We start from the raw sequence: 17,857 nt of genomic DNA on the forward strand, positions 1-17,857 counted from the left end.
TGATGGCCGAACCCGGGCGTGACTTCGCGGACAAGCTCAACCACCTGTTCGCCGTCACGAAATCGCCGGACGGCGACGAGTACAGCAACGACTTCGCCGCCGACTCGATCACGGTCGCCGGCACGAAGATCTCCGGCACGTACATCTGGCAGCTGCGCAAGCGCAAGCGGGACAACCCGACGATCAAGCACGTCGAGGGGCTGGCCAGGTTCTTCGGGGTGCCGGTCAACTACTTCTTCGACGATGACGTGACCGACCGCGTCGACCAGCAGCTGCGCGACCTGGCCGCGGAGCAGGAACGCCTCAAGGCGAACGCCGGTGACCAGGAAGCACAGCGGATCGCGATGCGGGCCGGTGAGCTGACGCCGGATCGTCGTCAGCTGGTCATGGACCTGCTCGACGTCGTATACCGCGACCAGCAGGCAGCGCGGGAGCGAGGGGAGCGGTGAACGAGCGGCTGCTGCGCCGCCGGTGCCGGCGGCTGCTGAAGGAGCTGGACATCCGGCCTCCGCTGGACGTCGTCGAGCTGTGCCGGCGCGTCGGTGAGCGCCGTGGCAAGCCGATCAAGCTGCTGGCCCACTCTATTCCGGTGCCCGGCCCCTTCGGCGTTTGGATCAGCACTCGCCCGGCGGACTACATCCTGTACCAGCGTGAGACCAGCAAGCCGCATCAGAACCACATCATTCTCCACGAGCTGGGCCACTTGCTCGCCGGTCACGAGAGCGATCCGTGCGATGACGAGCTGCTGGCCGGGTTGTACCCGGACATGTCGCCGGAGAGCCTGCGTCAGCGGTATCCGGATCTCGAGCCGGACGCCGTCCGCCGGGCGCTGCGGCGCACCTCGTACGACACCGAGCAGGAGCGAGAGGCCGAAACCACGGCGACGATCATCCTGGAGTGGGCGTCGGTCCTGGACCAGGTCGCTGTCGGTGGAAGAGCGAGCGAATCCGCCCAGCAGATGGGAGCCGCGCTTGAAGGCCGTCTGGGGTGGCTGTGACGCCTCTGGTCCTCGCGTACGGGATTGTGTCGGCTGTCCTGCTGCTGTGGCTGGCCGGGAGGTTGGCGCGGAACCCGAGGAACGCCGCGCTTCGCAGCGTGACGGCGCTCGTGGCCTGCCTGGCCGTCGCGTTTCCGTTCGGTGCTGCGGCCGACAAGGGCGCCCACGTGCTGGGCCTGCCGCCGATGATCGCGCGGCTGGTCCAGCACGGTCTTCTGCTGGTCGGCGTGTACAGCCTCGTGTGCTTCTTCCTGTTCTCGGCACGGGAGCGCGCGGCGGCCAGGCGACGCGTCGGTTGGTACGCCGGCCTGCTGCTGGCCGCCGAGACCGTGCTTTTCGTCGCCGCGCTCGCGACGCCGGCGTCCGCCCGGACCAACGACCAGTCGGTGCCCAGCGTCGCGGTCTTCTTCATCGCGGCCGACGTGTTCATGGCGGTCGGCTTCGCCGCAGCGGCGGTCTGGGCTTGGCGGTACGCCCGCGAAGCGGGCGGCAGGCTGGCCCGAGGTCTGCGGATCGCCGCCGTCGGCCTGGTCGCGATCGTCTTGGCGAACTGTGTCTTCGTGCCCGCGATCGTGCTCGGGTTGATCTACCACGTCGGGGTTGCAGATCGCGCCGGTTCCGCCGGCACGGTGGTGGGCGCGCTCGCCGTCACAGTTCTGCTGATGCCGGGGGTCTTGCTCTTCCTGGCCGGTGTCAGTTACCCGGCCGCGATGACCAGGGTGGGTGCGATGCGGATCTGGTGGCGTCACCGCCGTGGGTATCGGCAGCTCGCGCCGCTGTGGACGGTGCTGCACTCGGAGTTTCCCGATGACGCACTGGATCGGGTGCCAGCTGCACCCTGGCGTGACGCACTGCGTCTACGTGGGACGCACCGCCGGTACTACCGCCGGGTCGTCGAGTGCCGCGACGGCTTGGTGCGGATCAGCCCGTATCTGGCGCGAACAGACGCCTCTGCCGACCTGCCGAGTCGTCTGCAGCAGGCGCTCGCAGCTCACGCAGCCGGTGAGCCGGCTCAGACGAAGGCGGTGCCCGTCGCGCTCCCGGAGGGTGACGGACTGGATTCGGACGTTCGCGAGCTGGTGCGGCTGGCTCGTGGCCTGGAGACGAGGGGAGTGGGATGACCAAGGCGCTGATCATCGGTGGAGGTATCGCGGGGCCGGTCACGGCCATGGCCTTGCAGAAGGCGGGCATCGACTCCGTCGTCTACGAGGCCTACCAGACGGGGGCGGACGACGTCGGCGCGTTCATGACGATCATGAACAACGGCTTCGACGCCCTGCACGCCATCGACGCCGACAAGCCGGTGCTGCAGGCGTCGTTCCCGGCCGATCGCGCGCTGTTCTGGAGCGGTTCAGGCAAGCAGCTCGGTGAAGCGCCTATCGGAGGCGGATCTGCCGGCGCGTACGGGCCGCACACCATCAAGCGGGCCGAGTTGTACCGGGTGCTGCACGAGGAGGCCACCTGCCGCGGGATCGAGATCGAGCACGGCGAGCGGCTCGACGACGTGGACACCGACCTCGACCACGGCATAGCGGCCATCTTCGCGGACGGCTCCCGCCGCGATGGCGACCTGCTGATCGGCGCCGACGGCATCCACTCGGCGACCCGGGTGCTGATCGGCCCGGAGGCGCCTGAGCCGCGCTACACCGGAACGGTCGTGCTGTGCGGCTACGCCCGGCAGGCGCCGGTCGACCCGGTGCCCGGGGTATATCGGATGATCTACGGCAAGCGCGTCTTCTTTGCCTACACGACCGCGCCGGACGGCGAGACGTGGTGGTTCGTGAACCTGCCGCGCCCGGAGCTGTCCAAGGCGGAGCTCGCGTCGACATCAGTCGAGGATTGGAAGCGGCAGGCGACGGCGCTGCTCCGGCGTGACCGGTCGCCGGCGGCGGCGATCGTCGAGGCGTCGGAGCAGATTCGCGCGAGCAACGGGTACGACATCGCCTCGACGCCGAGGTGGCATGCCGGCCGGATGATCGTGATCGGCGACGCCGCCCACGCCGCGGCGCCGAACGCCGGGCACGGTGCGTCGATGGCGATGGAGGACGCGGTCGTCTTGGCGAAATGCCTGCGCGATCTGCCCGAGCCTGCGACGGCGTTCCAAGCCTACGAAGCGCAGCGCCGGGAGCGAGTCGAGCGCCTGGTGGCTACCAGCGCCAGGATGGGCGGCACGGCGACGCCTGGCCCGATTAAGCGGATCATCCGAGACCTGGCGATCTCCAAGCGGCTCAAGAGCGGTCCCCGCAACACGGCGGCGTGGCTGACCGGGCACCACATCGACTGGGACCTGCCGGTGTCACATACTGGGTGACACCGGCAGGCCTCCTCGGTGCGCTTGATCGCGTCAGCGCGCCGGTGACTTCGCCCCTCCCTCGCCAGGCGAGCTCAACGGGCCCTCACCTTGGGCGTGACCACCCTCTGGGGCGGCTCGACTGTCGAAATCTCGCGTGCGCAGATCGTCGCGGCTGCCGCTGCGGGTACACCGAGCCCCCCGACCCTCGTTGTGAGAACGGATGGGGGTTCATCCACTCCCAGAGCATGCCCATGCTGCTCATCGAGATCTATTCAACCGGGAAAGTGATTTCCGATCACGCTGAGTGCCCGCCGGGGCAGGCCGGCTTCGGGGTGAGCTTGACCGGACCAGGTGGCGAGCCGGAGGACGGCATCATCGATTTGCGAGTGAATTTGACGGGCGTCGTCATGCGTACTTAAAAGTCCGTGTCATACGCCGTTTGCAGTGCGTGGGACCGTGGCCTGTAGACCGGATTCATAGCAAGAACATGGATCGGTTTGGAGGCCGCGATGAGCAATTCAAAGTATCTCCGCCTGGCGGGCCGGATCACCGCCGCGGGATCAATCATGATCGCTGTGCTCGGTGCTGCGTCGGCGCCCGCTGCGGACGCTACTGTCCGTTACGAGCCGAGGATGTCGTGCGGGTACCAGAGCTGGGGTGAGTACCGGCACTGCGACGGCGGCACCGGTTCGACCGTCATGCTCGACGTCCAGGACATTTGGGGGAACATCTACCACTACTGCGTAGGGCCGGGAGTTACCGATCTTCAACCGGTAATCAGGTGGCGCGTCACGGGCGCCTGGTGGAACGGCGGTGTGGGGTGCAATCCCGGCTACTACGGTCCGGCGTAGCCGCTTCATTCGTGTGATCAAGTCGCAAGCGGTCCATGTGGTGCGGCTTACCCGTTTGATAGATCTGCTCAACGATCGCTGGGGAGGATGAACAATGGTGCAAGGCTGGTTATCGGTGGTGGCGATCATTCTGGTTTCGACGAGTTTGGCCAGCTGTTCAGGAGACACCCGGGAGACGGCGTCCAGCCCGTTGTGTTCCGACGTGTCGCTGCGGCCGGATTCGCAGGTCGGCCGCATCGAAAATGAAGCTGGCCCGGCAGCGTTGGTCGCGATGGCCGACCCGGCGCTGACCGGCCACGTGAACGAGGTCGCTACTGCCTCGGCCCCGAAGCGACAGACCGTCGTGGCCCGGGACTTCGAAGGTCCGCCGTAACCACGGACTCGAGGACGTCTCCCAGTCCTCGGCCAGTCGACGCGGTGGGCGCTCATGCCCCCTCTGCGGCGCCCTCCGCGTCGGCGTTGAGCGGCTCAGCCCGAGATCGTGAGCACGGTGGTCATAGCCGCTAAGAGACACGGCCCGAACGGCACGGCTTTCCGCCGGCTGCCGTGGTGGGGCAGGAGCAGCAGAAGTAGAGCTCCAAGCGACGCAAGCACTAGCGAGCCGGCGAGCTCGGGCCAACCCGACCAGCCGGTCACGAGGCCGACGACGGCGGCGAGGCTCACATCGCCGGAACCGACGCCTCCCTCGACCAGGACGGCGAGCAACAGGTAGAAGCCCGCCGCCGCGAGCGCCGCCCCCAGGGCTCGCAGGCCAGAAGCCAAGTCGAAACGCGTGACGCACAACAAGCCAAGCCCCAAAGCGGCGCCAGCCAGCTGGGGAAGCACGACGATCCGAGGTAACCGATGTTCGACCCAGTCGATGACCGCCAGCGGGACGCCGAGCGTCAGGACATAGGCGTAGACCAGCAGCTCTCCGTGAAAGCCGATGCGCCAGCCGAGGAGGGCCAGCAGCGTTGCGGTGATGACCGCGCCGAGCCACCAGGACTGCGCGAGGTGAGCCGGCCGCCGCAGCAGCGTCCTGGTGATCCAGCTGGCAGCAGCTCCCACCACCAGGCCGACGGCCGCGCTGCCCGCGGTGAGCGAGGCGTTCACCATGCCACCGGCTCTTTGCTTGCGTTGATTGCCGTCCCCACGAAGCCATGCTGGCCAGCGCGGCGGTCCGGCGCATCGCTCGTCCTTCCAACGAGTGAACCTCCGCCGCGGTGGTTTTACAGGCCCGGCGGCCAGCTGATCATCGTAACGGGAGGGGAATCCATGAATCTGCGTCCAGCCGTCCGTACCACCATCGCTTCGTCCGCCGCCGTCGTTCTCCTCGGGGGCTGCAGCGCGACCGAACCGAGGCAGCCGACAGCATCGTCGAGCGCCTCGGCGACCACAAGCGTGGCGCCTCGGCCAGCCGACCTCGCGAAGCAACGCGCGACGGCCGCCTACGTCGGCATGTGGAGCGACATGGCGGACGCCGCGATGACGTCCGACTGGCAGTCGCCCAAACTCGCGCAGAACGCCACCGCCGAGGCATTGCAGACCATCTCGCGCAGCCTTTACGCCGACCACTACAACGGCCTGGTCACCAAGGGGCGACCGGTGAACCACCCGAGCGTCCAGGCAGCGGAGCCTCCAGCAGATCCGACAACCATCACCGTCTCCGATTGCGGTGACTCGACGAACTGGCTGAAGTATCGCGCCGACAACGGGCAACCCGCTGACGACGGCCCCGGTGGACGCCGGCGGATCGAGGCGCTCGTCAAGAAGGCAGTCGACGGCTCCTGGAAGGTTACCACCTTCGCCGTTCACGAGGTCGGGTCATGTTCAGGGTGAAGAAGGCAGCGATATCCGCGGCCACAGCGCTCGGATTCTGCGTGGTGCTGACGTCGTCGGCGCGCGCCGACGGCTGGGGAGAAGTCCATTGCGGACAGAGTGGGAACCCCTCCTGCGACGTCGGTGCCGGCCGTGACGGCGGTAAAGCACCGCAGCCGCCCATAGTTCCCGGAAAGCCGGCGCGTCCCCATCCGACGCCGGGCCAACAGCAGCCTTGGGGCGACAGCATCATCGGCGGCAACGACACGACGGCGAAGTGCTCGTACGTCCGTAGCAACTACCAGCCTCCGGCGAACGGGGTGCAGACCATCGCGCACCACGACGTCCGGCCAACAGGTGTCTGGGCGGCTTTTCTGGGAGTCAGCCGTCAGCAGCCACCTGCCGGCGCGTGGTACGTCTACCGGTGTTCTGGCCCAGGCGTGCATGACGGCCTGTACCGGGCTCCGATCTGGCTGCCGGACGGGCAGGTTCCGGCTGCCGCCGCGTTGCCTTCTCCGCAAGAGCTGGCTGATCAGGCGCGGGCCCGGCTGCGGTTGCCGGCACCCCGGATCGAGGCGAATCCGCCCGGCGACAAGCTCGTGAGCTTGCCGACGTGGATGTGGCTGGATCGCAGCAGCTGGGGTGCGCGGCAGGCCACTGCTGCTGTACCGGGCGTTTCGGTCACCGCGGTGGCCGCGCCGACCACCGTCTCGTGGTCGATGGGCGACGGTGAGGAGGTTACCTGTTCGGGGCCCGGTACTCCCTACTTGGCCGCCGGAGATCCGCAGGCGCCTTCGCCTGACTGCGGCCACACCTATTGGCGCTCGTCAGCTGTGGTGCCAGGGCAGCAATTCGCCGTCAAGGCAACTGTGCACTGGATGGTGACTTGGTCCGGGGCTGGAGCCAACGGCACGTTTCCGGACCTGACGACTACGGCGACCGCGGCTTTCCGCGTCGCCGAAGTGCAGGCGCTCGGTACCGGTCACCGCTGAAACTAACCGGTTCAGCGGTCAAACGAACCTAATTCTTGCTGCGCATCAACCCTTTTCGTGATGCGCGGTGCGGTCGAACCATGCCTGGGGAGGCACGTCATGACCAGCACGAGTCAACGCAGCACGGGAGCCGACGTGGGTTCCGTGGCGTGGTTGGGGAAGACCGGTCGGCTCGCTGCCGTGCCGACCGGTCGCCGGACGCGGCGGCGTCTGCCGCACCTGCTGGCGGGCGTGCTGCTCGTCGTGGTCTGCGTCGGTGGGGCGCTCTGGTGGGCAGCCAGCACTCAAGGCCACATTTCGGTGCTGGCCATTGCGCGGCCCGTGAGCGTCGGACATATCCTCGAGCCAGCCGACGTCCACCAGGTCGAGATCTCCGCGGCCGACGGTGTCGCCACCATTCCGGCCGGCCAAGCGGCCACCGTGCTCGGCAAGCCGATGGCGACCAGCCTCACTGCCGACGCGCTGCTCACACCGGGCAGCATCGGGCCGTCGACGATCCCTGCCGCCGGCCAGGCGGTCGTGGCGGTGGGCCTTAAGGCGGGCCAGTTCCCGCTCGAACTCGCTCCAGGAGCTCCCGTCCTCGTCGTTCTCGCTACGGCGTCATCGCCGACGACGTCGCTCCCGGCCGCGCAAGGCAGTGGCGACGGGCTGACCTGGGTGGCGACGGTGACCGGTGTGGCGCGGGCCGAGAGCGACCAGACGACGGTGATCTCGCTGCAGCTGCCCAGCGCCACCGCGCCGACACTTGCGCGAGTGCCGGCCGGGCAGGTCACGCTGGTCATGCTCGCGGGTGGTGAGCGCTGATGTTGATCGCCCTGTCCAGCGTGAAGGGTTCGCCCGGCGTCACCACCTTCACCGTGGCGCTGGCCGCGAACTGGCCATCCGCCGTTCGCCGGGTCGTGGTCGAGTGCGACCCGGCCGGGGGAGACCTCGGCCGACGCTTCGGGCTCGCACTCTCGCCCGGCCTGCTCAGCCTCGCCGCAGCGGCCCGCCAGCCCATCGAGCCCAGCGCCTTTTGGAACCACACGCAGCTTCTCGCGGATGAGCTACCGGTCGTTCCCGGGCCGGCCGGCGGACCGCAAGCTCGGGCAGCGTTGAGCACCCTGGTGCCGGCCAGCTCGCCTCTTCACCGGGCTGCTCGCGAATCCGGCGTGGTGATGCTTGCCGACTGCGGTCGCATGGACCCAGGGTCGCCGGCGGAGCCGATGATCCGGCAAGCCGATGCGCTACTCCTGATCTCCGGTACGCACAGCGACGAACTCGCGCACTTGGCCGCTCGGCTTCACGAGCTAGGGCAGGTAGCCGCTCGGCCGTCTCTCGTCCTCGCGGGCCGGGGCCACCCGACGAAGGAAGTCGAACAGGAACTCGGCATCCCGGTCATGGCCCGAATCCCTTACGACCCGACCGCGGCCACGAGCCTCACCGGCCACGCGATCCCGGGACGCGCGCGCAAAGGCGGGCTCGTCCGCGCTGCCGTCGAAGTGGCGCGAATCCTCGCGGCCGGAGCGCCGTCGATACAGGCTTCCGGGCCGACCGTCGGGCAGCACGTCCCGGGCGTCCCACCTCAGCGCGTCCCGGCGTACGGCGTTCGGATCGCACCCGAACTGCACAACGGACACCACAACGTCGTGCTGCCTGACGGGGAGGTCTCGCCATGACCGTGCTCGACGAGCATCGCGGCCCATCCGCGGCCAGCCCGGAGGCCCGGCTTCGCGCGGTCCTCCACCACGCACTCGCGACCGAGCTGCCGAACCGGGCCGAAACCGAGAGCACCCCGATCACTGCAGAGCGCCGCCGTGAACTCGCCCGGGAGCTCCTGCGGTCCGCCGCAGCTGCACACAGCGAGGCCGAACTGCAGGCAGGCCGCGTGCTCCTGCCGCCGGACGCCGAGCGGGGGATCGCCGAGGCCGTGCTTGACGAGGTCTTCGGGCTGGGCGGGCTGCAGTCGCTGCTGGCGAATCCGAAGGTCGAGACGATCAACGTCAACCGCTTCGACCGGGTCTTCGTCCAGTACGCCGACGGCTCGCGGGCGCAGGTCGCGCCGGTCGCGGCCTCGAACGACGAGCTGACCGACCTGGTCCGGACGCTCGCGGCTCGCGCGTCGTCGGAGGAACGCCGGTTCGACCGCGGCTCGCCGGCGTTGAACCTTCAGCTGCCCGGTGGCGAGCGGCTCTTCGCGGTGCTCGGGCTCACGGCCGACGGGGTGACGGCGTGCTCGATCCGCCGGCACGGTTACCTGACCACGAGCCTCGCCCAGCTGCGCCGCCGCGGCACGCTCGACGTCGGCCTCGAGCGTTTCCTGCGTGCCCTGGTCAGGGCGCGGAAGAACATCCTCATCACCGGCGGCGCCGGCTTCGGCAAGACGACTTTGCTGCGTGCGATGGCTGCGGAGATGGATCCGCTCGAACGCATCGTCACCGTCGAAGACGCCTTCGAACTCGGCCTCGGGCTCGACCCCGAGCTGCACGCCGACGTCACCGCGCTGCAGGCCCGGGAGGCGAACATCGAAGGCGCCGGCGCGATCAGTCAGGCCGAGCTGGTCCGCTGGGGGCTGCGGATGTCCCCGGACCGGGTCATCGTCGGCGAGATTCGCGGGCCGGAGGTCATCCCGATGTGCAACGCGATGTCCCAGGGCAACGACGGCTCGATGGCGACCTTGCACGCGAGCAGCTCAAGGATCGCGTTCACCCGGCTCGCCTCCTACGCCGCGCAGAGCGCGGAGCGGCTGTCCCTGGAGGCGACCGCGCTGCTGGTGGCCTCCAGCGTGCACTTCGTCGTGCACCTGGACAAAGCCGCTGATCGCGCGACCCGGGTGATCTCCTCGATCCGCGAGGTCGTCGACGCCGACGGCGGCACGGTCGTCTCCAACGAGATCTACCGCCCCGGAGCAGACCGCCGAGCTCGCCCAGCCGCCGGCGCACTCCGCACGGACACCCTCGACGACCTCGTCGAGGCCGGGTTCGACCCCGAGCTGCTGGCCGAGCCCAACGGGTGGTGGGCGACATGACTACCACCGTTGTCGCCGGCCTGGCCGGGCTCGGCACCGCCGTCGGGCTGTTGCTCGTCCTCGTCGGCCTCCGTGGCCCGCAGACGGTTCGCCGCCCGCGGTCGGCCCCGCCCTGGCGAGCCGATCGGACGTGGGGGCTTCGGCTGGCGCTCGCGCTGGGCGCCGGCCTGCTGGCCGGAGCTGCGACCGGGTGGCTCGTTGGGGGAGTGCTCGCTGCCGGGGCCGTGTGGTTCCTGCCGCGGTTGGTCGGTCCTGATCGCGCGCACGTGCGCCGGGTCGCGCGGATCGAGGCGGTCGCGTCGTGGACGGAGATGCTGCGCGACACGCTCTCGGCCGCGGCCGGGCTGGAGCAGGCGATCCTCGCCACCGCTCCGCTGGCGCCCGCCGCGATCCGTGGCGAAGTCGCCGGGCTCGCGTCCCGGCTGCAGAACGGGCACCGGCTCGCGCCGGCGTTGCGGCAGCTGGCGGAGGAGCTGGCCGACCCGACTGCCGACCTGGTCATCGCCGCGCTGGTCCTGGCCGCCGAGCACCAGGCGCGGCAACTCGGCGAACTGCTCGGATCCCTCGCCGAGACCGCGCGGTCCCAGGCGGCGATGCGAATGCGCGTCGAGACCGGCCGCGCTCGCACTCGGACCTCCGTGCGGGTCGTCGTCGCCACCACCATCGCCTTCGCGGTCGGCGTCGTGGTGTTCAACCGCGCCTACCTGACGGCCTACGACAGCGCGCTCGGCCAAGCCGTCCTGCTCGTCATCGGAGGGCTGTTCGGTACCGGGTTCGGCTGGCTGGTCAAGATCGCTGCCGGCCGCGCCACCTCGCGTGTCTTGTCGCTCAGCGAGCCGCTCGAGCCGAGCGCCGCCACCTCGGCTCGGTGGGACGGTGAGCGAGCATGATCCCGTTCATCTGTCTCGGAGGCGGTGCAGGCATCGGCTTGTGGATGCTGTTGACCTGGGCAATCCCGCCACACCCATCCCTTCACGAGCGCCTGCCGACGGCGGGCAGTGGGGCAGCGGCTCCGGTCGTGGACGTGTCGGAGGCCGGCTGGGCGGTGGCCGCTGTGCGCCCACTCGTTCCGGGCCTCCGGAGGCTGGGCCTGCCAGGCGAGAAGCTCGAACGCGACCTGCGAGTCCTTGGTCGCGGGCCCGACACACACGTCGCCATCAAGGTCGTCGTCAGCTGCACCGGCCTGGTGGCACCCCTACTGCTTCAGGGCTTGCTCGCGCTCGCGGACGTGCCGGCCAGCGTCGAAGTCCCCCTGGTCGCCGCCCTCGGCCTCGCCGTGGTCGGGTTCGTCGCGCCCGATCTGGAGGTCCGCGCCAAGGCGGCGCGAGCACGGGCCGACTTCCGCGGCGCGCTCTCGGCCTTTCTTGACCTCGTCTGGATCACCCTCGCAGGTGGCGCCGGAGTTGAGGTCGCGCTCCTGGCGGCCGCCGAGGTGGGACGCGGGCCCGCGTTCACTCAGCTGCGCCGCGCGCTGGACGCCGCCCAGCTGACCCGCAGCACCCCGTGGTCGACTCTTCGCCGGCTCGGCGAGGAACTGGACATCAACGAGCTCGCCGAGCTCGCCGCATCGATTTCTCTCGCCGGCACCGAAGGCGCCAAGATCCGCACCTCATTGGCGGCAAAGGCCAAGGCGTTGCGGACCCACCTGGTCGCCGACGCCGAAGCCGACGCTCAGGCCGCCACCGAGCGCATGGCCTTACCGGTGACGCTGCTGTTCCTCGGCTTCCTCGGATTTATCGCCTACCCGGCCGTCGCCCAAGTCCTCAACGGACTCTGACCATCCACAGGAGACACATCATGCTGACTTTCTGCCGAACACTCTGGACCCTCACAACTGCTCGCATCCTGCTGCTGCGCAGGGATAACGATCGTGGCGAGATCACGACAACCGTCATCGTGACCGCCCTCATGGCGGTGCTGGCCATCGCCCTGATCGCGATCATCGCCGCCAAACTGACCGCGAAAGCCAACAGCATCGACCTCGGCCTCGGCGGCTGACATGCCGGCAAATCCGGTCGTTGCGACTGCTTGGCGCGTTCGGCGAGCGCTGTCGGGAGAGCGCGGCTCGGTCACCGCCGAGCTGGTGATCGCGACACCGCTGCTCCTGCTGGCGCTGTTGGCGATCATCCAGTTCGCCCTCTGGTCGCACGCGGCCCATGTCGCCCAAGCTGCCGCTGCCGAGGCGCTCGCCGCGGCCCGCGTCCAGAACGGCACCGCCACGGCCGGGCACGCCGCCGGCCAGCAGTTGCTCGACGAACTCGCGGAAGGACCGCTGCGGTCCTCACGGATCGACGTCGAGCGGACCCCAACCTCGGTTTCAGTCAGCGTGCAAGGCGAGGTCATTGCGGTATTGCCCGGTATGCACCTGCACGTGCACGCCGAGTCCGCAGGAGAAGTCGAAAGGTTCGTTCCGGACGCCTGAACGGGGGAGGAAAACCATGTCACTGCTGGACAAACCCGATGCGGTTACCGTCGGCCACTTCGCTGACGGGCACGACAGCATGCTGTGGAACCCCGCTCTCACAACGAGACGTTGGCGCGGGTTGGTCAAGCGTGCTTTCTTCACGAGGTTCTTCTCGACTCGCTCGGTGGCAGGGCTTCTGATCCTGGCTGTGGTAGTGGGTACGGGCGCCGCGGAAACCCTCGGCGGTGCGCTGGCGGTCGTCGGCGCCATCGCGCTGCTGCTAAGCGGCCTCTGCGACGCGGGCATCACCGCGGCCTGCCTCGCGACCGATCACCAACACCGACATCTTTGTCTTCTGGAACGGTTTCCCGGTGAGTTTTTCCTCCGAACTGCGGACTTCCTCCACCTCGGCCCAGCGGCGCACCGCACGGCCGGACTCCTGATCGACCTCACCGGCGAGCTGCACGCCACGGCGACACGCGACTGGATCGACCCCGATCTGCCCGGCCGAGCCCACCAAGCGGTATGGGACGCGTTGACCCGCTTGATCGGGACAGCGCCTGCTCGCAAGCACGCCGCACGGCTCGTCGCGATGCCGAGCGAAACCGATCTCGCAGCCACGACCGCCGCGGCGATCGCCGAGTTCGACGGTCTGCTCGACGAGCTGTTGTTCCACCTCCAGGGCTGCGTCACGCTGACCCGAGAGTGGGAAGTCAAGCTTCGGCACGCCGAGCTCGTCGAGCGCACAAGCGCCGTCGAGGCCGAGCTGCACGCCGCCTCGATCGGGCTGATGGTCGAGGTCGTCGAAGAGCTTCCGAAGGCCGTCTTCGCTTACGTCACCGCAGCCCGCGACCTGACCGGCGCTGGCCGGTTCCCGTGGGAACTGCCTGCCGCGGAGCCGACTCCATGATCGCGGCACAGTCTCGCTGGTGGCGCGCCGAGCGCGGATCGGTGACCGTCGAGGCGACCCTGCTCGCGCCGGTTCTGGTCATGCTGCTGGTGTTCGTCGCCGTGGTCGTCCACCGCGGCGTCGACGCCCGGCTGCGGCTCGACGACGCCGCACACCAGGCCGCGCGCGCCGCAAGCCTGCAACGCACCCCGGCTGCGGCCGTCGCCGCGGCCCAAGCGACCGTCACCTCCGCGCTGGTCCACGCCGGACTGGTCTGCGGCGACGCCACGGTCAGCACGACGACCTCGTCGAGCCCGGGCAGCACCGTCGTCGTCAGCGTCCGCTGCACCGTCGACTTCGGCCAGGCCCTGATCCTCGGCGTCCCCGGTAGCCGGACGCTCACCGCCGAGGCCAGCGAGGTCATCGACACCTACCGATCGCAGCCGACTGCCGGAGGCGCGTGATGGACACCCGCCGCGCTGCCTGGTGGCGAGCCGAGGACGGCCAGGTCTCCGCGTTCGTCGTCGTGCTGATGCTCGGGCTCCTGGTCTTGGCCGGCCTCGGGCTCGACGGCGGCCTCGCACTCGCCGCGAAGGTCCGAGCCACCGGTCAGGCCGAGTCCGCCGCCCGCGCCGGCGCGCAAGCCATCGATCTCGCCGCTTACCGGGCCACCGGCACGCTTCGGCTGGTGCCGGCGGACGCCGACGGTCTCGCCAGCCGGTACCTCGCCAGCGTCGGTGCCACCGGCACGGTGACAGCCACTGCCGACACCGTGACCGTCACCGTAACGACCAGCCAGCGCACCCAGCTGCTGTCGCTCATCGGCATCCCGTCGATCGACGCCCACGGCAGCGGCGCGGCCCATCCCCAGCGCGGCGTCGCCGAGCTGGAGCCCTGACCAACAAAGGAGGAGCGCGATGATCACGACCGACGAGATTGAGAGGCGCGTCGAGAAGGTCGACGCGGAGAAGAGCGCGAGGAGGACCGCGGCGGCGCGCGAGGTCGGTGAGCTCGCGCATCGTCGCACCACACTGGTCGAGCAGCTGGCGGACGTCGAGCGCCGGCTCGGCGCGGTTATCGCGGCCGCCGCCGACGTAATCGGTACCGACGAGCTGGCTGAGTTCACCGACGTTCCAGCTGCCGACCTCACCAGCTGGTTGACAGCCGGTAAGCCTCGCGCCCGGCGTGGACGGCCGCCCGGTAGCCGCCGTCCGAAGCCGGAGACTCAGCCGGGGACGTCGTCGACACCTGCACCGGCGGAACCTCGACCGGGGCCGTCCCCGGCCGGTGTGCGGCCCTCGGTTGTCCAGGGCGAGCGACGCTGAGCTGTGCCTGCAGAACGGCAGGCCGGACGGCGGCGACCTCGTCGTGCTCTCGTGCTTGGCGTAGGGCGGCTGCTGCGGGCTGGTGTGGCCCTCGCGCTGCTGACCGGGTTGTGTGCCGGGCTGCCGTGGGCGCTGGTGCGGTTCATCGGCTGGCCCCTGCCAGATCACCTGCTCACCATGGCGGAGCTCGGCGAGGTGCTGGCGGCTCGGCTGTCGACAAGTCTGCTGCTCGACGTGCTCGCGTGCGGCGCGTGGCTGCTTTGGGCTGCATTCCTCGTCGAGCTCGCCCGGTGCACGCGCGACCTCGTCCTCACTACCGGCCAGCCGGACTCGACCTGGCATGGCAGCCCACTTCGCCGGGTCGCGGCGGTGCTCATCACGACCGTTGTCGTGTCGTTCGTCAGCCGTACCGCCCTCGCCGCCTCCGGCGGAAGCGGCGCGATCCCGACCAGTATGAGTTCGTCGGTCACCGCGCCGTCGGATATCGACGGCCGGTCGGACGAGTTCGAGCTGGTGCGTCCACCCCACGACGGTGTCCACGATTCGCTGTACCGGATCGCGCAACGCCGCCTCGGTGACGGCGACCGATGGCCGGAGATCTGGAGCCTGAATGCCGAGAGCACCCAGCCCGGCGGTCGCACCCTGACCTCGCCTCGCCTGATCCATCCTGGCGATCGAATCCGCATACCGCCGACACCCAGGATCGTCGACCCCAAGCCCCCGCAGCAGCCGCCATCAGCGCAGCCCGCGACGGCCTCCCCGCTGATCCCGGCGCCGCCTCCCGCCGCTGCTCCGGTCCCCGGCTCGTCGTGGGAGCCCGGCGTTTACGTCGGCCTCGGGCTGGCGGGCGCGATCAGCGCGGCGCTGCTGGTCGCCCGGCGACGTCACCGTGCCGGCTACCGGCCAGGCAGCGGCCGGCGGGGCGACGACTTGCCCGTCGCCCCGGTCGTCTACCAGCTACACCTGGCACACCAGCACGCCCAGACCGGACTTGACGAGTTCGATGTCGCCGACGCAGAAGCGGCCGGCGACCCTCCCGAGCTGGATGCCAGGCTTGAGCTGGGTGAGGCCGCAGACGAGGCGGCGGCGAAACTGGCGTTGGACCTCGCAGCCACGCACGGCCTCGGTCTCATCGGGCCCGGCAGCCACGCCGCGGCCCGCGCGCTCCTGCTCACGACCATGACCTCCACCCGTCACTCCGAGGTCGTCGCGCCCGCCGCGGACCTGCGTGGCCTGCTCGGCCTCCCGGAGCCCGGCGCCGAACTACCGGCCTGCGTCCACGCTGTCGACGACCTCGCCGCCGCGCTCGCACGCATCGACTACCAGAGACCTCCTCAGAACCTGCGGCGAATCCTCCTGGCCGATGCGCCGGCAGACGAACCCGATCGCACCCGGCTGCGGCACACCCTCGCCGACGGCGCGAGCACAACCGTGCTGCTGCTCGGCCAGTGGCATCCGGGCGTCACGGTCTATGTGGACGCCGCGGGCACTATCACCGCAACTTCACCCGGTCCGGGTGAGTCGCTGCGCGGCCGGCGAGCATTCTCCCTCCCTGAAGCCGCGACCCACGAGCTGTTCGCCCTCTTCGACGCTGCACACGGCGCCCAGGACGAGCACCTCGAACCTGCTCTCGAGCCCACCCGCGGGTTGGAGATCGCAGACCCGCCGTGTCCAGGTCAAGCAGAGGCGCAGGCCGAGCCGGTCACGGAACTGACCGTCGACACCGAGCACGACGCGGCCACGCCGCTGGTGCTGTCGGTGTTCGGGCAGCCGATCTTGAGGTGGCGACCGGACGTCGCGTGCCCCAGCCACACCGTCGAAATCACCGGCCGGCTGTCAGCGCGGCTGTGGGAGCTGCTGCTCTACCTCGCCCTGCATCCGCACGGAGTTCCGCGCGCCGCGATCATCGACACCGTGTGGGCCAGCCGCCCAGCGCAGGACCCGGCCGCGGTGCTGCGCACCGTCTTGTCCCGCCTCCGCAGCACCCTCCACAAAACCACGTCCCCGGACATCGGCGACCTCGTGGTCGCGCAGCACGGCAGGTATCGGCTCGAGCCGGCCGTCGTCGAGGTCGACTACTGGTCCTTCGAAGATGCGGTCGCTCGCCGCCGCACCACGACCGACGACGGGCAGCGCGCGATCGCCAACGCCGCGATCGTCGCCAGCTACGGCGGCGAGGTGGCGGCCGGCGTCGAGGCCGAGTGGCTCACCGCGCTTCGGGAAGGAATACGCCGCGACGCCCTCGACGCCGTAGCCGCCCTCGCTCGCGACCGGGTTCACAGCGATCCCGAGTCCACGCTGGAGTTGCTCGAATCGGCGCGAGACTTCGACCCGCACAATGAGCTGCTCTACCGGGACATCATGCGACTCGAGCACAACCTCGGCCGGCACGACGCGATAGCCAGAACGCTTCGCCTGCTGGAAGCGCGCCTAGCCGAGATAGACGAAACACCGACTCTCGTGACAATCGAGCTCGCCGAGCGTCTCCGAGGACTTCACGTCGGCATCGGCGATCCGGAAAGCGAAAGGCATGCTCGGTACGGTGAGAATATCTCGGCGCAGAAATAGCTGATCAGCCGCGACGGATGTTAGTGTCGACCTACTGATCATGTCGCGCAGAAAAGCCTCCTGGTGTTCTCGTTCGAAGTTGCTGTCATTGGTGGCATAGCCATTGGCTTCGTACTGCGCGGAATGTGGACGGGCGCGGCGCAGCGCCGCTGCCCTGCGAGGCCGTTTCGCGGACGCCCGTCGAGTTGAGATGCGGACCTTTGCCTGCCCGCCGGCCACCGGGGGTTCCCGTGCACCCGCCGATCGCCCTGGCGCTCCATGGGCCGTCTAAGACGGATCCTCCGTGAGCGCGCATATGCCCAGGTCAAACCCTTCATGGAGGGATCCGCGAGTATCCCAGACTCGCTTGGCGACAAGCAGGTGAGCACATCGGGCCCGCATCGTCGGTCACGGCTCCTGTGCGCTCTCGCGCCAATCCGGTCTGATGCTCATCTCGCCAAGTGTTCATAGCTGCTGTCCACTCTTATCTTATTGCAGAAGAAAACCACATGTGCTTCCTTGTCTTGCGGCTCCTGTTGGCCGATTCTCGGCCGTCGACCTGCGCAAACGAATTGGGAAATTGTCTGCGATTCTTTTGCGGGGACGGAATGTGTCACCCGAATGAGGTGGCGAAAAATATTGTGCGCCGTCGGTCTGTCGAGCTACTTTTGATGTGTCGCCGGAATTGGAAAACAAATCCTGGAATTCCTCGATGTGGACCGCGACAACTACCAAACACCTGCCCCGTCTGAAAG

At 69.2% G+C, this 17,857-nt stretch carries 22 protein-coding genes; 21 read left to right on the plus strand and 1 reads right to left on the minus strand.

The window, feature by feature from the left end:
• Positions 1-2 precede the first annotated feature (2 nt).
• The 7 genes from MUY14_RS07005 (at position 3) to MUY14_RS07035 (ending at position 4,514) form a co-directional block, all read left to right on the plus strand.
• Positions 3-449 (plus strand): XRE family transcriptional regulator, encoded by a 447-nt coding sequence (locus tag MUY14_RS07005; protein ID WP_247021939.1) that lies wholly within the window; start codon positions 3-5, stop codon positions 447-449.
• Complete coding sequence (locus MUY14_RS07010; protein ID WP_247021940.1) at positions 446-997, plus strand: hypothetical protein; 552 nt, start codon at positions 446-448, stop codon at positions 995-997. The genes MUY14_RS07005 and MUY14_RS07010 overlap by 4 nt, the downstream gene beginning before the upstream one ends.
• Positions 994-2,118 carry an MAB_1171c family putative transporter gene (locus MUY14_RS07015; RefSeq protein ID WP_247021941.1) on the plus strand — a complete coding sequence of 375 codons (1,125 nt, stop codon included), beginning with the start codon at positions 994-996 and terminating at the stop codon, positions 2,116-2,118. Before MUY14_RS07010 ends, MUY14_RS07015 begins: the two co-directional genes overlap by 4 nt.
• Positions 2,115-3,308: an NAD(P)/FAD-dependent oxidoreductase gene (locus tag MUY14_RS07020; RefSeq protein WP_247021942.1), complete on the plus strand. Its 1,194-nt coding sequence runs from the start codon at positions 2,115-2,117 to the stop codon at positions 3,306-3,308. The genes MUY14_RS07015 and MUY14_RS07020 overlap by 4 nt, the downstream gene beginning before the upstream one ends.
• A 227-nt stretch (positions 3,309-3,535) precedes the next feature.
• On the plus strand, positions 3,536-3,709 hold the full coding sequence (locus MUY14_RS07025) for a hypothetical protein (RefSeq protein ID WP_247021943.1): 174 nt from the start codon (positions 3,536-3,538) through the stop codon (positions 3,707-3,709).
• 213 nt (positions 3,710-3,922) lie between these two features.
• Entirely contained in the window at positions 3,923-4,141 is a 219-nt protein-coding gene (locus MUY14_RS07030; protein ID WP_247025076.1) for a DUF6355 family natural product biosynthesis protein, read from the plus strand.
• A 94-nt stretch (positions 4,142-4,235) separates the two neighbouring features.
• Complete coding sequence (locus tag MUY14_RS07035) at positions 4,236-4,514, plus strand: hypothetical protein (protein ID WP_247021944.1); 279 nt, start codon at positions 4,236-4,238, stop codon at positions 4,512-4,514.
• A 95-nt stretch (positions 4,515-4,609) separates the two neighbouring features.
• On the opposite strand, the gene MUY14_RS07040 is transcribed toward MUY14_RS07035, so the two are convergent.
• The gene (locus tag MUY14_RS07040) at positions 4,610-5,236 is read right to left on the minus strand and encodes a prepilin peptidase (protein WP_247021945.1); all 627 of its coding nucleotides are present in this window, start codon (positions 5,234-5,236) and stop codon (positions 4,610-4,612) included.
• 159 nt (positions 5,237-5,395) lie between these two features.
• Between MUY14_RS07040 and MUY14_RS07045 the strand changes: the two genes are divergently transcribed.
• The 14 genes from MUY14_RS07045 (at position 5,396) to MUY14_RS07110 (ending at position 17,123) form a co-directional block, all read left to right on the plus strand.
• Positions 5,396-5,959, plus strand: coding sequence for a hypothetical protein (locus tag MUY14_RS07045; protein WP_247021946.1), 564 nt, complete (start codon positions 5,396-5,398; stop codon positions 5,957-5,959).
• Positions 5,947-6,930 (plus strand): hypothetical protein, encoded by a 984-nt coding sequence (locus MUY14_RS07050; protein WP_247021947.1) that lies wholly within the window; start codon positions 5,947-5,949, stop codon positions 6,928-6,930. Before MUY14_RS07045 ends, MUY14_RS07050 begins: the two co-directional genes overlap by 13 nt.
• Before the next feature lie 99 nt (positions 6,931-7,029).
• Entirely contained in the window at positions 7,030-7,734 is a 705-nt protein-coding gene (locus MUY14_RS07055) for a hypothetical protein (protein WP_247021948.1), read from the plus strand.
• Positions 7,734-8,588 (plus strand): carbon monoxide dehydrogenase maturation protein, encoded by an 855-nt coding sequence (locus MUY14_RS07060; RefSeq protein ID WP_247021949.1) that lies wholly within the window; start codon positions 7,734-7,736, stop codon positions 8,586-8,588. The genes MUY14_RS07055 and MUY14_RS07060 overlap by 1 nt, the downstream gene beginning before the upstream one ends.
• Positions 8,585-9,937, plus strand: a complete 1,353-nt coding sequence (locus MUY14_RS07065) for a CpaF family protein (RefSeq protein ID WP_247021950.1) — start codon at positions 8,585-8,587, stop codon at positions 9,935-9,937. The genes MUY14_RS07060 and MUY14_RS07065 overlap by 4 nt, the downstream gene beginning before the upstream one ends.
• Positions 9,934-10,827, plus strand: coding sequence for a type II secretion system F family protein (locus tag MUY14_RS07070; RefSeq protein WP_247021951.1), 894 nt, complete (start codon positions 9,934-9,936; stop codon positions 10,825-10,827). The genes MUY14_RS07065 and MUY14_RS07070 overlap by 4 nt, the downstream gene beginning before the upstream one ends.
• Complete coding sequence (locus tag MUY14_RS07075; RefSeq protein WP_247021952.1) at positions 10,824-11,714, plus strand: type II secretion system F family protein; 891 nt, start codon at positions 10,824-10,826, stop codon at positions 11,712-11,714. Before MUY14_RS07070 ends, MUY14_RS07075 begins: the two co-directional genes overlap by 4 nt.
• A 20-nt stretch (positions 11,715-11,734) precedes the next feature.
• A complete protein-coding gene (locus MUY14_RS07080) occupies positions 11,735-11,935 on the plus strand; it encodes a hypothetical protein (RefSeq protein ID WP_247021953.1) in 201 nt (66 codons plus the stop codon).
• Positions 11,936-12,020: 85 nt separating this feature from the next.
• Positions 12,021-12,359 carry a TadE/TadG family type IV pilus assembly protein gene (locus MUY14_RS07085; protein ID WP_396126760.1) on the plus strand — a complete coding sequence of 113 codons (339 nt, stop codon included), beginning with the start codon at positions 12,021-12,023 and terminating at the stop codon, positions 12,357-12,359.
• 16 nt (positions 12,360-12,375) lie between these two features.
• Positions 12,376-13,251 carry a hypothetical protein gene (locus tag MUY14_RS07090; RefSeq protein ID WP_247021955.1) on the plus strand — a complete coding sequence of 292 codons (876 nt, stop codon included), beginning with the start codon at positions 12,376-12,378 and terminating at the stop codon, positions 13,249-13,251.
• Positions 13,248-13,694, plus strand: coding sequence for a TadE/TadG family type IV pilus assembly protein (locus MUY14_RS07095; protein ID WP_247021956.1), 447 nt, complete (start codon positions 13,248-13,250; stop codon positions 13,692-13,694). Before MUY14_RS07090 ends, MUY14_RS07095 begins: the two co-directional genes overlap by 4 nt.
• Entirely contained in the window at positions 13,694-14,128 is a 435-nt protein-coding gene (locus MUY14_RS07100; protein WP_247021957.1) for a pilus assembly protein TadG-related protein, read from the plus strand. The genes MUY14_RS07095 and MUY14_RS07100 overlap by 1 nt, the downstream gene beginning before the upstream one ends.
• Positions 14,129-14,147: 19 nt before the next feature.
• On the plus strand, positions 14,148-14,555 hold the full coding sequence (locus MUY14_RS07105; protein ID WP_247021958.1) for a hypothetical protein: 408 nt from the start codon (positions 14,148-14,150) through the stop codon (positions 14,553-14,555).
• Between the two features lie 84 nt (positions 14,556-14,639).
• A complete protein-coding gene (locus tag MUY14_RS07110) occupies positions 14,640-17,123 on the plus strand; it encodes a BTAD domain-containing putative transcriptional regulator (protein ID WP_247021959.1) in 2,484 nt (827 codons plus the stop codon).
• Positions 17,124-17,857 lie beyond the last annotated feature (734 nt).

It is taken from the genome of Amycolatopsis sp. FBCC-B4732 (genome assembly GCF_023008405.1).
Lineage (GTDB): Bacteria > Actinomycetota > Actinomycetes > Mycobacteriales > Pseudonocardiaceae > Amycolatopsis > Amycolatopsis pretoriensis_A.